Origin of the sequence: Thalassotalea insulae, assembly GCF_030161395.1 — a bacterium.
Lineage (GTDB): Bacteria > Pseudomonadota > Gammaproteobacteria > Enterobacterales > Alteromonadaceae > Thalassotalea_E > Thalassotalea_E insulae.
This window is the reverse complement of record NZ_BSST01000001.1, coordinates 4,126,074-4,142,573: the sequence shown is the minus strand read 5'-3', so window position 1 is coordinate 4,142,573 and position 16,500 is coordinate 4,126,074. Positions and strand designations below refer to the sequence as shown.

Below are 16,500 nucleotides of genomic sequence, written 5' to 3'. Positions count from 1 at the left end.
ACCTCATCTAATTGAGGTTATAGTTTTTTGGTCAACAATTAATGAAAAAACACATCTACATCGCCTATACTGGTGGCACAATCGGGATGAAAGCCAGTGTTCATGGTTATATCCCAGTCCCAGGACATTTAACCGAATCAATTCAGAATATGCCAGACTTTTACCGCGAAGAAATGCCGGAATTTACCTTGCATGAATATAGCCCGTTAATTGACTCGTCAAATATGACACCGATTGACTGGCAACGGATCGCCGATGATATTAAGCAGCACTACCATGAATATGATGGTTTTATCGTCTTGCATGGCACAGATACCATGGCTTATACCAGCTCGGCATTATCTTTTATGTTTGAAAACCTTAGTAAGCCTGTAATCGTCACCGGTTCTCAAATTCCCTTTAGTCAGTTGCGCTCTGATGGGCAGGTCAATTTATTAAATTCTCTCTATATTGCCGCTAACTATCCAATTAGTGAAGTCGGCCTGTTTTTTAATAATCGGCTGTTTCGTGGTAATCGCTCGATTAAAGCCTATGCCGACGGTTTTAACGCTTTTGATTCTCCTAATATGTCACCGTTATTAGAAGCTGGTATCAATATTAAAGTGATCAATGGCACCATTACCGAACCGGAAAATACGCCATTAACGCTTACCCCTATTACTCCGCAACCGATTGGTGTTGTCCATCTTTATCCGGGCATCAATAGCCAACTCGTTGAAAATATAATTCAGCAGCCTGTTAAAGCGCTCATTCTTAGGAGTTATGGCGTTGGTAATGCGCCACAAGACAAAGCGTTACTAGATTGTTTGGCGAAAGCGAATAAGCAAGGGATCATTATTGTTAACTGTAGCCAATGTATTAAAGGCAATGTCAATATGGAAGGTTACGCAACGGGAACATCCCTTAGTCAATGCGGCGTGATCAGTGGCCAGGATATGACATTGGAAGCTGCATTAACTAAATTACATTATTTACTGAGTCAGGGACTAAGTAACGAAGAGATCAAGCAGGCATTTATTAGAAGTTTGCGCGGAGAATTAAGCGCTTAATCACTGTTATTATTCAGTGCTTCTATAATTAAGCGAAAAGAAAATTGATAATGATCTTGCTTAGTATAAGAACGAGTGAATTGTTTAAAATTAACTGCTCGCCAATTCACTTTGTTCGCTAAAATAAAGTAATGCATGATATTTTTATTATGGATCACTTCTAAGTCATAACTCTCGCTATTTTTGCCTTTAGTAAACACCTTAATGCCACGATGATGATCGTAGATTTTTACCAATGCCCATGCTGTTTGCATAATATGCCCGCCAACACTGGCGGCTAAGTCCCCCTGTTTAACTGCTTGTATCGCCTCAACCGTCCAGTCGATACCTCCGATTGCTAGCTTAGGGTTCATTTTATCGTAACCACTTTTTAACGAATCCAGCACGCCTAACGCCATGCTATCAGACGCTGCCCAAGCTATATCTATATCACCAAAGCGCTCGGTTAACTGCAAAATAATATGTCGACTACGTTCACGGCTCCAGATAGCAGGGACTACTTGTAATAGCTCAATATTGTGATGGGCATCAATACTTTGCTTAAGGCCTTCGGCGCGCTGATTCGATTCACCGCTAAAACTGCCGGCGATACCTATAGCAGTAAGTGATTTTTTATTTGCTCCCTTAACAGCCTGTTCGATTAGGGCATCTGCCAGTAATTTTCCAGCATTAACATTATTATGAAAAATTTCTCCCAACCAGTAGTGATACTTTTGTTGTGGTTGTCCAAGCTCAGCCTGCTCTGTAGGTTGTAAAGTACGCTCTATGGTAACAAACGGAATTTTCGCAGCTTCGATTAAGTCATAACTTTGCACGGCATTACCGTCATAAGGCATAAAAATAATATAGTCTGGCGTTATTTCTGCAGCGATTGCTTGCTCGATTGCTTTATATTGAAAGATACGGTTATCACGGCCATAAAGAATAGTTAATTGGATATCGAAATCATCGGCAGCAGCTACAGCTGCGGCACTGACGCGATCCCAAAATGCTGTACCTGGTACCGATGGATTAATAAAGGTGACATTAATCGCCAGGCAAGTATTATGAATCAAAATAGTCAATAACACAGTTAAGCATTTCACCATCGAGAGCTCCCCCTATTACTAGCTTAACTATAGCAGTGTCGCTCTATTAAGTAGGTTAAATCTCCTGGCAAATTATTACACTTGTGTATTTTAGACTTTCAAACATACACCAAAAAAAACCAACCGATGGCATAGTTAACATGGTATATCTCAGCAAATCCGCAATTTTAGGTAAGGCAACACCATGCTTAATAAAAACCAGAGGAGCAAAAAAACTAGCTGCCAGTAAAAATCTAAAGAACATTAACACGGCGGGTGGAAGTTCATTCGTGATCAGTGACGCAATTGGAAAAGAGCTTGCGGCCATTAATATGGCCATCATCATTAAAAGGTGGGCATTCTGGAAAGTGATAGTTCTCACGTTATTATTCTCTTTAAAACACTATTATTAAGGACAGGGTAAAACCTTAAGTTAGGTTTAGGTCAATAAGAAAATAAAACGACTGCTGAAAATAAAAGTTAATTAAGAAATAGCTGAGAGTTGCCCTTGATAAATACGGGCTTTATTCGCGACAAACTCAGTTTATGCTGTCAGCCGCTATAGTGCTGACAGCATAGTGTAGGCATTTATTTTTAGTTAATGTTTGCCAATATAATCGGCTTAACTCTGGTGAGTAAAGGAAGGTCCAGCTCTGTTAATTGACCTAGCATTAACCAATCAACAAATGTCTGCTCAAGGTTAATGTTCTGGCCTGACGTCATTTGATCTTGCATTAACTCTACTTGCAGCGCTAGTCGCTGTTGCTGATCTTCATCGGGAGAATCTAAACCGGCTAATATCTCTAGCACTATGGTCTGACGATGACGTAATTGATAGTCGGCATCTTTAGTTGGAATATTATTGAGTTTCTTTTGCCAAGGTTTAGATAAAGTAGCCCCCCCTGCTGTAGCATCTTTACCACCGCTAGCTAATTGAGTTAAACACTCAAACAAGGTGATAAGATCTTGCTGTTTTGCCCGTTTTCTTTGCTCAGCAAGTTGCTGTTCGATTACCTGAGATTGCTGAGTGATTTTTTTCGTTAGCCCGCTAAAATATCCACTATTTTGTTTAACTGCCTGTTGCAATTCACTAAGCGCCGCTAAAGCTTTAGTTAAGTTTTCAATAGAATCTGACGTCTGGCTTTGCGCTACGATTTGTTCCAATTGTGAGACAAATGCTTGCTCTAACTCGGCAGACTGCTGTTTTTGACTGTCATTAAGTATGGCTCTTCGCTCAAATACCTGATCGTTTATTGCGCGAAACTCTTGCCAGAGTCTATTCTCCTGCTTCGGCCCACAATAACCTATTTCTCGCCACTTTATCTGCAGCTGTTTTAGTTGCTTAGCGGCATTTTCTATTTCTTCGCTGGCTAAATGTTCCTGAGCCTGATTAATTAATGCTTGCTTACGTGCAATATTATCTTGCTGGTGTTGGAATAATGTTGTTTTCGCCGGTTTTAATAACGTATTAAACTCGTCATTTAGCACCTTGTATTTTGAACGTTCAACTTCACCAGCATTACGCCACTTTTGCTTAAATTGATTTAACTTAGCGTCAAGCTCCTTCCAATCAACCTCTTGATTTGATAACTGTTGATTAAACGTTTTTACTTGCTCAAGAATTTCTTGCCTTAATGCTAAATGCTGAGTTCTGAGTTTTTCCTGCTCGGCATAATATAAACGACATGGCGCAAATGCTTGTTCGGATAATTGATTAAAGTCATTATTTAATGCCTGTTCTTTATCGTCTTCTGCATGTCCTAATAAATTCCACTGCTGACGATATTTTTTCACCAGCGCAGCCTGTTCTAACGGATTATCAACCGGCTGTAGGGCTAATTGTTTAATTTGCTCTAACAATTCTTGTTTACGCGGTGTCGCAATATAGTGTTCCCAGTCACTTAGCTCATTAATTTTATCCTGAGCAAACTGATAATCTCTTGCTAATCGGGCTTGTTGCTTATCATTCAGTGCTAGATAAAACGTTTCGGCTTTTTTAAAGACACCAAACGCTGCATTAAACTTACCACTATTAACTAAACGCTTAACATCAGCTAATTTTTTCTGTGCCTGAATAAAATGCTTCTTCTGTGCTTGATGTAAAGGCTTTAATGCTTGTTGCCATTGGGTGACGATTTCTTGATAGGCATTGATAATCGACTCAGGTAACGTGCCATCTGCTTTTCTTTTGATCTGATCGAAATTATCTAGCCATTGCAAATACTGAGTTTCTTTTTCATTAAGTTGGGATAGTTCTTTTGGCAGGGCTAACTGCGATATTTTAGAGATCAAATGCGTTGCTTCAGTAACTGACTCTGCAATTTCCGGTAACTTTTCTACTCTGCGCTGTAACTGCTGACACTTAGCTTGATAATCTGCTTTTTGCTGCTCACTTAATACTGAAGTTTCAATTTGCTGAACTAATGCATTGATATCACTATTAAAAGCCGTTTCATTAATGGCATTATCGGAAAAAATAGAGTTACTTAAGGTTTGTTCACAGGCAGCTAACTTATCTTCAATAGCAACGCCCTGCTCAGCGCGTTGTTGCTCTAATTGCTGAGCAATTTTTTGTTGCTCAAATGCTTCTACCTTATGCGCAAATATTTTATCTAATTGCTGATTAATGTCATGATACTTGTCGTGAAAATCTTGTTGTTGTGGCTGTTCTAAGCAATCAAATTCATTGGCAAGCAATTGCCATTCATTAATGATGTTCTCTTTTCTATCGATAACTTCACTGTATTGACTAACATCTTTTAATGCCAGCAGTTTTGCCAATGCTAACTGCGCTTTTTTAGTGATTTTAGCGGGCTTTTGCTCTTGCTCGGTTATCAGTGCTATTTTATCTGTAATAGTCTTTTTAACTTCTGGCAGATTTGCTTTTTTACTCAACTTTTCTAACAGTTCTTTATTCTCTACCTGTTCAAGTAAAGCAAGCTGAAACTCCAACTGCTGCCGGTGCGCAAAAACCGATATCAATAATTGAGGTTTAGCTATTTTCTCAAATATTTTCAGCGCTAATTGAATATTACTTTCCGTATTAAGCCAGGCATCAAGTAACGCGCTTTTAGGGGCTTCAGCTAAAAACTGGTATTTTTCTTCCAGCGATAACTTAACTTGATGCTGATCTAGTACAATGGCTTCAACTTGCTGCTGCGCATATTCCCGCACTTTTTTATTAGAATTTTCTCTACTTGCCTGTAGCCACAAAGAAAAACTATTCAACTTCAACAGCACTGCGCGGCGAACCAATTCGCTACTATCGTTTTCTAATAGTGTGATCAGTATTTGATGCTCTTCACTATTGCTACTGTCCAGCTCATCATTAACTGCGGCGATTCTGACATTGACATCTTTACTTTGCCAAGCGCTTTTAAAAAACTTAGAAAAAATCATAAATCTGTAAACCTGGCTATATTGTTCTTATTACACTTAGTTACTTCAGTGTCTTTATGCTTACCGGAGAACTGATCTTTTAATTCTCGTTTCGTTTTATTGACAATTTCACCATCGGCGCCAATGGTCAGCATTTCGTCAGAGTCTAAGTGTCTCGCCTGATAGGCCATAATCAATTGAAGCGCTGAATCACGTTGCGCTTGTTCAACCGGGACACCTTCCGGCCACTTACCGGTTTCTGCAGCATGCTTTAATCTGAGGTACATTTCTTGCGACATAGTGTCGACTATTGCTAGGACATCCATATTATTTATTACTTTTCTTTAATAAAATGAGTTGTATTCGGGTGATGATATATAAGACAAAACCAGCAACAGTACTGCCCGCAGAAAAGTAATATTGCCAGGTGCCTGGTTGAACATTCTGCCAATAGTAAAATAAGAAGCCGCCACAAAATAATAACATGGCAACAAAAGATACCGTCATGATCTGTTGCGATTTATTGATCTTTTGTATTTGTTTGAGATTAGCAAGCTTCTCTTCATCTAGATTCTCTAAATCAATATGACAATGGGAACAAGACTTTGCCTTATCAGAAATTTTCTTACGACAATTAGGGCAATTAATAACAGCCATATACAACTCCAAATGTTAATTGCCGATATTCTACAAAAAAAAACGCCCTAATGGGCGTTTTATACTATTTAATTCGCATTTTTTTAATTATTTTTGATTAAATTTATTTTCCCAAAAATCTGCATTTTTAATACCTAGCTTTTTCGGGTCAAAAGTATAAACGTCAACCTGTTCTTTTTGCTGGCGTTCATAGTCTTTTAGCGCTTTTATTGCTGGCTTGGCCATAAAGAAAATGATCAAGATACCAATAATATTTAACCAGGCCATTAATCCAACACCAACATCCCCCATCCCCCAAGCCGCGCTTGGTTGAGCTACAGTACCGTAGAATACCGCCCCCATTAATAACAGCTTTAATAAGAACTTAAGCGCCGGCATTTTTAAGGTACGATTAATATAAGAAATATTGTTCTCCGCGATAAAGTAATACGCCAGTACTGTGGTAAATGCAAAGAAGAATAATGCTAACGCGATAAACGGTTTGCCAAAGCCCTGTAAAACGCTATCAACAGCAATTTGCGTAAATGCTGGGCCGTTGATCACTGTATCCTGCGCGACGTTTAATACTATTGCCGAGCTACCTTCAGGGATCACATTATACGATTGAGTGATCAAAATCATAAATGCTGTCGCAGAACAAACAAATAAGGTATCGATATAGACAGAAAACGCTTGTACTAAACCTTGCTGCGCTGGGTGTTCTACTTCCGCCGCTGCTGCCGCATGTGGACCTGTACCTTGACCTGCTTCATTCGAATACACACCACGTTTAACACCCCAACCAATTGCTGCACCAAAACCAGCCATCGGCGTGAAAGCATCAGTTATAATCGAAGTAAATATACCCGGTAGCATATCGATATTTAACGCGATAATTGCGCAAGCAATAATAATGTAGGCTAATGCCATAAATGGTACGACAACCTGAGTAAAGTTCGCTATACGTTTAACACCGCCAAAAATGATAAAACCGAGGATAAGTACAATAAATACAGCGGCATACACTTTTGTTAACGGTAGTTCACCCATAAATGAGCTAACCGTACCACCTTGACCAAATACATTAACTAACGAGTCACCAATGCCGTTTGATTGCACAACAGGAAGTAACAAACCGCAAGCAAGTATCGTTGCCAGCGCAAAAATCCAAGCATACCACTTTTGTCCCATCGCTTTTTCAATATAATACGCTGGACCACCACGATAAATGCCATCTTCCTCTTCTTTATATATTTGGGCATTAGTTGATTCGATATACGCAGTCGCTGCACCTAAAAACGCAACAATCCACATCCAAAAAACAGCACCAGGACCACCAAAACCGATAGCAGCAGCAACACCAGCAATATTACCTGTACCTACACGTCCAGACAGAGAAACCGCAAGCGCCTGAAATGAAGAAATTCCATGCTCTGAGCTTTTTCCCGACATTAACAAGCGCCACATTTCTCTAAAATGGCGTACTTGAGCAAAACGAGTGATAATTGAAAAAAAGATGCCGGCACCTAAACATAGATAAATAAGGTACGAACTCCAAATGTAGCCATTAAGAGTATTGACTAATTCTTGCACTATTAACTCCTGAAAATATTATAATTATTTATTATTGTTATATATTGAACGCTGATTTTAACAAAAGATTAACGTAAGTCATCTACAATGCGATAAATGGCAGTCAACATATCTCGACCAAATAAACTACTACGGTTATCTGACCAACCTACACTATGATCAGGTAATAATTCATTATCTTTAAATGGCATTTCTACTGTGTAAGCCAAACATTTAAATTGTTCACCAACCCAGTTAGACGCTAACGTCAGATTCGCTTGTCCTGGTTGATCTTTTTCGTACCCTTTTACATCCTGAAATTCTGGCGTAATCGCCAACAATATCGCTTTAAAGTTATCTTCTAAGCTTCTATGGCGCTGATCGTAAGACGGAATTCCCTCACAACCGGCGACAAAATTAACCGGCAATGCTTCATCACCATGAATATCTAAGTGCATATCAACACCGGTAGCCAGCATTTTTTCTCTAACCAAGTAGACTTCCGGACTATTTTCCATGCTAGGATCTGCCCATTCACGGTTTAAATTAACGCCTGCAGCATTGGTTCTTAAATGCCCCCTTACAGAACCATCCGGGTTCATATTAGGTACCAGATAAAATACCGCTTTGTTAAGTAAAGCACGAGCAGCACCATCATCTTCATCTAACAAGCGGTCAATAAAACCTTCCATAAACCATTCTGCCATGGTTTCACCTGGATGTTGGCGAGCGGTTAACCAGATCACTTTTTTATCAGCGCCTTCTTCACCAACCTTTAACAGCGAAATATCCCGACCATCTAATGTTTGTCCCAATATTTGTAATTGACAGTCAATATCTAACTGGGCGTTATGAATTAAATCTTGGTGGCGCTCATAGCTATAAGGGGCAAAATAAGCAAAATAAACAGCGTCGTATTCCGGGGCAAAACGAATAGTGAGATTTTGACCATCAAACTCGGTCGGTACGCGAAACCAATGTTCTCTATCATAAGAAGCGACCGCTTGATAATCATGCCAACCTTCGACATAGGCTGACTGACCAGCATTTTCTATGGTTAAGACATGCTCACAGCGTTGATTGTTATGAAGTTTAAAATGAAACCATTGATAAAAATCCGATTGATGATCTTTGTTTATCGCTAATCTAATATTACTGGCATCGTCTGCGCTGATAACCTTAATATTGCCGCTATCAAATTGTGAAGAAATGTGCATGTGAATAGTCTACCTGAGATTTTAGAAAGTCATAGTGTACACAATCAGCTGGCAGATCAGAAGTTATTCACTGTTATAATAATTACTTGAATTACAAACTATTTAAATATAAGCCTATTTCACTGGAATAACCTATTGACTTCGCGGTAATGACATTATTTTGATCAAGAATATAATAACTTGGATATCCGTAAACTTTATACGCTTTTTTAACCGCTTCGGAGCCATAAGCCACGGGAAATGTTAATTGATGGCTTGCGACAAAATCGTCAATTTCTTCAGTGTTTAAATAATCCAGTCCAATTGCAATCACGTCTATTTCGCCATTTTTTTGATAAATTGCTTGTAAATTTTCAATACTGGCATGGCATACCGAACACCAGGGAGCAAAAAAATAGACGATGGTTTTACGCTTGGCCGTTAACGATGCACTTTCACCTGTGGTGGTGGTTAATGTAAAATCATAGCCATTCATATCGCTATTGGTTGCCAGCATATCTGATGCTTTAAACCAACTAAGCAGTTGGTAAATAGCCAGAAAAACGAGTACCTGGATGGTTAAACTGCGGATCAAAATGAAACTCTTACAATAAAATTATCAGTGTGACTAACTAGACCTTAAATTGGCTGTTTATATTCGCGCTAGCTTAAAAATAAAAATCCGGCTAATTGCCGGATTTTGCTAAATAATAAAGTAATCGAAATTCATTACTGATATCAACTAACTAATATTGGTTAACCCTTTCATATAAGGTTGCAGTACCTTAGGAATATCAATACTACCGTCTGCCTGCTGATAATTTTCCAGCACGGCAACTAAGGTACGTCCTACCGCTAAACCAGACCCATTTAAGGTATGCATTAACTCAGGTTTATTGGTTTCACTATTACGAAAACGTGCCTGCATGCGACGTGCCTGAAAATCTCCCATATTTGAACAAGAAGAAATTTCTCGATAGGTATTTTGAGCAGGCAACCATACTTCGATATCAAAGGTTTTAGTTGCACTAAAACCGATATCACCGGTACATAACACCACAGTACGATACGGCAGTTCCAGTTTTTCAAGGATCTTCTCTGCGTGTCCGGTTAACTCGTCTAACGCGGCAAAAGATTGCTCTGGTTTAACTAACTGCACCATTTCCACTTTATCAAATTGGTGTTGACGAATTAAACCACGGATATCGCGACCTGATGACCCCGCTTCGCTACGAAAACACGGTGTATGTGCACACATCTTGATCGGCAATTCTGCCTCATCAACAATTTCATCACGTACCAAATTGGTTAATGGCACCTCGGCTGTCGGAATAAGTGAAAATTGACGGTTGGCTAAATCGGTGTGAAACAGATCTTCACCAAATTTAGGCAACTGACCAGTACCATATAAGGAATCATGATTAACTAAATACGGCACGTACATTTCCTGATAGCCATGTTCTTCGCTATGCACGTCTAACATAAACTGCGCTAATGCACGGTGCAATTTAGCAATATTGCCACGCATCACTGCAAATCGAGTACCCGCTAATTTCGCACCACTTTCAAAGTCTAAGCCTTTATCTAACGCTGTGGCTAGATCGACATGGTCTTTAACGTCAAAGTCAAAAGATTTTGGTGTTCCCCAACGTTTGATTTCAACGTTATCGTCTTCGCTATCACCGCTTGGCACAGATTCATCGACTAAGTTAGGTACCGCAGATACTATCGCATCGATTTTAGCCAGCACCTGGGTTTGTTCTTCTTTAGCAGCTTCTAACTCATCACCTAACTGACTCACCTCAGCCAATAACGGTTGAATATCTTCACCACGAGCTTTTGCTTGTCCAATTGATTTGGAACGGGTATTACGCTGGCTTTGTAATTCTTGCGTTTTTACCTGAATAGCTTTTCGTTGCTCTTCAAGCTGGACTAATTCGGCTGTATTTAAGGAAAAGCCTCTTTTTGCCAATTGTGCCGCTGTTGCTTCAATATCAGTTCTAAATAGTTTTGGATCTAGCATTTTATATCACGTCTAATAGTCAATGTTACTTATTAAAATTAAATTACTTACTCAAAAATGTTACCAGATAAACGCCTACTCCCGCTGCAAATATACATAAGCTAACGTTTAGTAAAACATTTAATATGGCTTTAATGACATCACCTTGTTGTAACAATAACAAGGTATCAAGTGAAAAGGTTGAAAAGGTGGTAAATGCTCCTAAAAAACCTATTCCGATCAAGGTACGATAGACACTAACCTCTAACACACCCTGTTCAATTAATCCGTATAGTGTTCCCATGATCAATGAGCCGGAAATATTAACCGCCAATGTCGCAAAAGGGAAACCTTTTCCGAGAGAATTTAAAATTAGTTGCGAAATGTAGAAGCGCAAACTTGCGCCACAGGCACCACCAAGGGCAACAAACGCATAAAGGGCAAAATTACTGATGGTACTAGTCATAACGTTTGTTGCTGGCCTGTTGGTTCAATTGATTTAAAAACGCCTGCTTTTCTTTTAGTTGTTTTTCCAGACCACGCTCAGTTGGCTGGTAAAACTGCGTTTGTGCTATCGCCTGAGGAAAGTAATTTTCTCCGGCAGCAAAGGCATTCGCTTCATTGTGGGCATACCTATATTCCGTGCCATGACCCAACTCTTTGGTCAGATGACTAGTGGCATTTTTTAAATGTAGCGGCACATCGAGATCTGAAGTGGCCTTGGCAAGTTGCAGTGCCTGATTAAACGCCTGATATACTGCATTACTTTTAGGAGCTAACGCCATATAAACTGCAGCCTGTGCAATCGCACGCTCTCCTTCACTTGGACCGACACGATGAAAGGTGTCCCAGGCATTCACTGCTAACTGCATCGCCCTTGGATCTGCATTGCCGATATCTTCACTGGCAATTGCCAATAATCGTCTGGCAACATAAAGTGCATCACCACCCGCAGTAAGAATTCGCGCATACCAATATAGTGCTGCATCAGGGTCTGAGCCGCGTACTGATTTATGAAACGCGCTGATTAAATCATAAAACGCATCACCGTCTTTATCATATAAGGCAATTTTATCTCCGGCGACTTGTTTAATCTGCTCAGAGCTGATGATTGCTTGACCTTGGTGTTGCTCAACCAAATCTAAACAGTTTTCCAATAAATTTAATAACCGTCTGGCATCGCCATCTGCCAGTGTAATTAATGCTTGTTGTGCATGATCAGCAAAGCTTACCTGCTGTTGCTTTTCTTGCGCTAAAAATTGCAGCGCATTGGTAAGTACAGTATCAAGCTCAGCAGGCTGGAGCTTTTTTAAGGTGTAGACCCGGGCACGCGATAATATCGCTTGATTCAATTCAAATGCTGGATTTTCCGTAGTCGCGCCAATAAATATAATGGTGCCGTCTTCAATATGAGGTAAAAATGCATCCTGCTGGCTTTTATTAAAGCGATGGACTTCATCGACAAACAACACTGTTCGTCGCTGTTGATGTATTGCTCGTTCTTTGGCGTTTGCAATCGCCTGCCTTATCTCTTTTATACCAGAGGTAACAGCAGATACCCTTTCTATCTCGGCATTTGCATGGTTAGCGATCATTTCTGCTAAGGTAGTTTTGCCAGTTCCTGGCGGTCCCCAAAATACCACAGAATGGCACTTACCTTGTTCAATCGCTTTACGCAATGGCATACCTTTCGCCAGAATATGCTGCTGACCAACATAGTGCTCAAGTGTTTTTGGTCTTAATAACGCTGCCAAAGGTAAAAATGCCTGATTTTCACCAAAGGATAAAGCTAATTCCTGGTTAGCGCTGGTCATCTAAATAAGTACCCTGAGGCAAAGTAAAGTCAAACATCTTGTCATCAATCACAGAGCTATCGTCAACCTGGCTTAGCGTCACCACGCTAGTTTGACCGGTAGAATCTAAGATAATAAAGCGTGCTAACTGAGCAGAATCTTTAACAAACTCCAGCGTTAATTTAGATACCCTGCTATTAACATCTTTACTGTTAATCTCATAGCTATCGCTATTTTTTTGGCTAATTTGATATTGCTGCCACAACTTTTCATCGGTTGAGGTTAATAATAAAATTGGCGTATTAGCAATGGAGGCGTCGACCGTATAAACTGTCGCTTGTTCAATAAATGGATCATAAAACCACAAATCATCACCATCAGAGACAATCAAAGACGCATCAGGCTGTGTGGTTTGCCAGTAAACCATGGTTGGCTTTTTCACCACAAGTTTGCCTTGACTTTGCTGCAATTCATTATGCTGTTCATCAAAAACTTGCTGACTAAAATTAGCTGAAAAAAATGACGTCTGTGCCAACCTTTGCATTAACGCTGCTTGAGCACTATCAATGTCAATTGCACGCTCGCTCGCTAGGGTTTTTATTGGCGTTACTGGCTTAAGTTGCTCAGCACAAGCCGAAATACTCAATAAACTGATACTCACTAGCGCTACACTAGTTATTAATTGAAAACGCATGATTAATCCTTAATTGGCGGTGGTGCCAATACTTCGCGAGCGCCATTATGGCCTGGGGTACTTACGACCCCTTGTGACTCCATATCTTCAACAATACGAGCCGCGCGATTATAACCGATCCTAAATTTACGCTGCACGCTGGAAATAGATACCCGGCGTGTTTCAGTGACAAAAGCCAAGGCTTCATCATATAAAGCGTCTAACTCACTCTCTGCCCCTTCAGCCAGCTCACTCGGTAATAAGATCTCCTGCTCAGTGTCACCTGTTAAGATATCCTCAACATAAGCCGGTTCACCGCGTGATTTCCAATCATTTACTACCGCATGTACTTCATCATCATTAACAAAAGCACCATGCACCCGGATTGCCACCGCTTCCCCCGGGGGCAAATAAAACATATCACCCATCCCCAGTAATTGCTCAGCCCCTTGTTGATCGAGAATAATGCGAGATTCCATCCGCGATTGCACCCGAAGTGCCATACGAGTTGGAATATTAGCCTTGATCAAACCGGTAATAACATCAGCAGATGGGCGCTGCGTTGCTAAAATTAAGTGCATACCTGCGGCACGTGCTTTTTGTGCAATACGGGCAATTAACTCTTCTACCTTTTTACCGGCAACCATCATCATGTCAGCAAATTCGTCCACTAAAATCACAATTGCAGGCAGTTTTTCTAAAGTCGGCGGTGTTTGGCTAAAAGCATCAGAAGGTTGCCATAAAGGATCAATTAACGGTTCCCCTGCTTCAATTGCTTTAGTGACTTTTTCGTTAAACCCCCTGAGGTTTCTCACGCCAAGTGCCGACATAAGTTTATAACGACGTTCCATTTCCCCGACACACCAACGCAGCGCATTCGCCGCTTCTTTCATATCGGTCACCACTTCAGATAACAAGTGTGGAATACCGTTATATACTGAAAGTTCCACTTGCTTGGGATCTATCATGATCATTCGAACGTTTTCAGGTGTCGACTTATATAAAATACTGACGATCATGGTATTAACCGCAACCGACTTACCTGCCCCGGTGGTACCAGCCACTAGTAAATGTGGCATTTTCGCTAAATCAGCGATGACTGGCTTACCGGAAATATCACTGCCAATCGCCATCGTCAGATGCGATGAAGAATCCGCAAATTTATTATGAGAAATGACATCAGCAAAAAATACGGTTTCACGAAATTTATTTGGTAATTCAATACCAATCACGGATTTTCCTTCGATTACTTCAACAACCCGGACACTTTTCGCGGATAATGAACGGGCTATATCTTGTGATAAACCACTGACTTTACTTGCTTTAACACCTGGCGCTAGATCTAATTCAAAACGCGTGATCACAGGGCCTGGAAAGACATCGACCACATCAGCTTTAACACCGAATTCTGCTAATTTTTCTTCAACCAGACGACTCACTTGCTCAAGTTCTTTGGCATCGATAGGATTTTCGCTGCGATTCGGCCTATCCAATAATTCTAAAGAAGGTAAGCCTATAAAAGACTCTTTTGCTTTATCACTTTCTTCTTTAGTAAGCGCTTTCGACGGCACATTTTCTTCAACAAATATTGGCTCAACCCGTTCAAATGCTGCAGTAATCTCATCATCGCTGACATGCTCTTGAACATTAATCGCTAAAGGCTCTCCCATTAATTCATCAATATCAACAAAAGGTTCGACATGATCATCCGTGTCAAATGAGACATCATCTTTACTTTTCGCAAAAGCGCCTTGTTCTACGTCGGCGGTAATATCATTAAGGTTAGTGTGAAAGTGCTGCTCATCAGGTTCATCGTCGTGTTGGTGCTGCTGTGCTGTTAACAGCCGTTCGCTCTGATGCTCTTCTAATTGCTCATTTTTATGATCGGTCAGTTTATTGTCTAGAGGCGTTGAAGCAAATTTATCCTTAACTATTGCAGGAAGCTTCATCGCCCACAAAGCCGACGAGATTGTGTAAGCACCTATGCCATCAACCAGTTTAAGTAATGAAATACCCGTTAACAGCACAAAGCCAGTACCGATGAACATTAAAAACAATAAGGTACTACCGACAAAAGACAAATAAGGTAAGACACTATTACTTAAAATATCCCCAAGAATACCACCGGCAGAAAAATAGAAAATATCGTCAAAATTCATACTGGCAACCGAAGTCACACCAATATAGAGCATAATGAAGCCGATAAATTTTAACCCTAGGGTGAGATAATCAAGTTGGATCAAACGGTGATATTTTTGAAACAATAACCAGCCAGTAATTGCAATCACAAATGGTAAGCTGTAAGCAATGACGCCAAAAAGATTTAATAATAAATCAGAGATATACGCGCCGACAGCGCCACCTAAATTACGCACAGGCGTTTGATAGCCGGTTTGTGACCAACCGGGATCTGCAGGATCAAAACTAAATAATGCCATCATCATAAACATGGCAAAAACACAGGACACTAACAGCCCTGCTTCTAATAATCGCTGTACACCATTTAATTTTGTTGATTCTTTAGACAATCTTTAAACCATACCGCTATTGTTGTTATATACAGTAAAATAACAAACTATTGCATGGAGTTAAATGCTTTAATTGCCATCCTTCTAGTTATCAAGATAATTAACGTTTAATCGGTAAAATATTAGACGATTTAACCTCTTCCATAACCACATATGTCCTGCTTTCACTCACTGCCGGTAAACGTAATAAAGTATCACCCAACAATTCCCGATAGGCCGCCATATCAGAAACCCGAGTTTTTAATAAAAAGTCAAAGTCCCCTGAAACCAGATGACACTCCTGAATAACATCCAATTCATGTACTGCCTTAGCAAAATCATCAAAAACGTCAGGACTAGTTTTCGTCAGAGTAATTTCGACGATCACTAATAATGCTGCATCAAGTTTATGCGGGTTTAAAATTGCTTGATACCCAGTAATAAACTTATCTTTTTCTAAGCGTTTTACCCGTTCCAAACACGGCGTAGGACTTAAGCCTACACGCTTTGAAAGCTCGACATTAGATAATCGTCCATCTTTTTGTAATTGAGCTAAAATATTTCTATCAATACGATCGATTGGTTTTTTCGGTGGATTTTTCATTTTAGATTAATCTATTCAAGCTT

The 16,500-nt window shown here is 40.0% G+C and carries 15 protein-coding genes; 1 reads left to right on the top strand and 14 read right to left on the bottom strand.

The window, feature by feature from the left end; translation table 11 throughout:
* The first annotated feature begins 41 nt into the window (after window positions 1-41).
* Window positions 42-1,049 (top strand): asparaginase, encoded by a 1,008-nt coding sequence (ansA, locus tag QQK06_RS18590; RefSeq protein ID WP_284246313.1) that lies wholly within the window; start codon window positions 42-44, stop codon window positions 1,047-1,049.
* Here ansA and QQK06_RS18585 read toward each other — a convergent pair.
* The 14 genes from QQK06_RS18585 to lrp all read right to left on the bottom strand — a co-directional run bounded on the left by QQK06_RS18585 (window position 1,046) and on the right by lrp (window position 16,477).
* The gene (locus tag QQK06_RS18585) at window positions 1,046-2,137 is read right to left on the bottom strand and encodes an ABC transporter substrate-binding protein (protein WP_284246312.1); all 1,092 of its coding nucleotides are present in this window, start codon (window positions 2,135-2,137) and stop codon (window positions 1,046-1,048) included. The two genes, ansA and QQK06_RS18585, sit on opposite strands and share 4 nt — an antisense overlap.
* 55 nt (window positions 2,138-2,192) lie before the next feature.
* Entirely contained in the window at window positions 2,193-2,462 is a 270-nt protein-coding gene (locus tag QQK06_RS19750; RefSeq protein ID WP_431313667.1) for an EamA family transporter, read from the bottom strand.
* Window positions 2,463-2,710: 248 nt separating this feature from the next.
* A complete protein-coding gene (locus tag QQK06_RS18580; RefSeq protein ID WP_284246311.1) occupies window positions 2,711-5,515 on the bottom strand; it encodes a DUF349 domain-containing protein in 2,805 nt (934 codons plus the stop codon).
* Window positions 5,512-5,820 (bottom strand): YeaC family protein, encoded by a 309-nt coding sequence (locus QQK06_RS18575; RefSeq protein ID WP_284246310.1) that lies wholly within the window; start codon window positions 5,818-5,820, stop codon window positions 5,512-5,514. The genes QQK06_RS18580 and QQK06_RS18575 overlap by 4 nt, the downstream gene beginning before the upstream one ends.
* 1 nt (window position 5,821) lies before the next feature.
* A complete protein-coding gene (locus QQK06_RS18570; RefSeq protein WP_284246308.1) occupies window positions 5,822-6,151 on the bottom strand; it encodes a hypothetical protein in 330 nt (109 codons plus the stop codon).
* Window positions 6,152-6,238: 87 nt separating this feature from the next.
* Window positions 6,239-7,723, bottom strand: a complete 1,485-nt coding sequence (locus QQK06_RS18565; RefSeq protein ID WP_284246307.1) for an alanine/glycine:cation symporter family protein — start codon at window positions 7,721-7,723, stop codon at window positions 6,239-6,241.
* Window positions 7,724-7,791: 68 nt separating this feature from the next.
* Window positions 7,792-8,919 (bottom strand): M14 family metallopeptidase, encoded by a 1,128-nt coding sequence (locus QQK06_RS18560; RefSeq protein ID WP_284246306.1) that lies wholly within the window; start codon window positions 8,917-8,919, stop codon window positions 7,792-7,794.
* A 91-nt stretch (window positions 8,920-9,010) separates the two neighbouring features.
* Window positions 9,011-9,493, bottom strand: coding sequence for a TlpA family protein disulfide reductase (locus tag QQK06_RS18555; protein ID WP_284246305.1), 483 nt, complete (start codon window positions 9,491-9,493; stop codon window positions 9,011-9,013).
* 147 nt (window positions 9,494-9,640) lie between these two features.
* A complete protein-coding gene (gene serS / locus QQK06_RS18550) occupies window positions 9,641-10,921 on the bottom strand; it encodes a serine--tRNA ligase (protein ID WP_284246304.1) in 1,281 nt (426 codons plus the stop codon).
* A gap of 43 nt (window positions 10,922-10,964) precedes the next feature.
* The gene (gene crcB / locus QQK06_RS18545) at window positions 10,965-11,366 is read right to left on the bottom strand and encodes a fluoride efflux transporter CrcB (RefSeq protein WP_284246303.1); all 402 of its coding nucleotides are present in this window, start codon (window positions 11,364-11,366) and stop codon (window positions 10,965-10,967) included.
* Window positions 11,359-12,714 (bottom strand): replication-associated recombination protein A, encoded by a 1,356-nt coding sequence (locus QQK06_RS18540; RefSeq protein WP_284246302.1) that lies wholly within the window; start codon window positions 12,712-12,714, stop codon window positions 11,359-11,361. Before QQK06_RS18540 ends, crcB begins: the two co-directional genes overlap by 8 nt.
* Window positions 12,701-13,387, bottom strand: coding sequence for an outer membrane lipoprotein periplasmic chaperone LolA (gene lolA / locus QQK06_RS18535; protein WP_284246301.1), 687 nt, complete (start codon window positions 13,385-13,387; stop codon window positions 12,701-12,703). The genes QQK06_RS18540 and lolA overlap by 14 nt, the downstream gene beginning before the upstream one ends.
* Before the next feature lie 2 nt (window positions 13,388-13,389).
* Entirely contained in the window at window positions 13,390-15,894 is a 2,505-nt protein-coding gene (locus QQK06_RS18530; RefSeq protein WP_284246300.1) for a DNA translocase FtsK, read from the bottom strand.
* A gap of 100 nt (window positions 15,895-15,994) precedes the next feature.
* Entirely contained in the window at window positions 15,995-16,477 is a 483-nt protein-coding gene (gene lrp / locus QQK06_RS18525; protein WP_284246299.1) for a leucine-responsive transcriptional regulator Lrp, read from the bottom strand.
* Window positions 16,478-16,500: the final 23 nt, after the last annotated feature.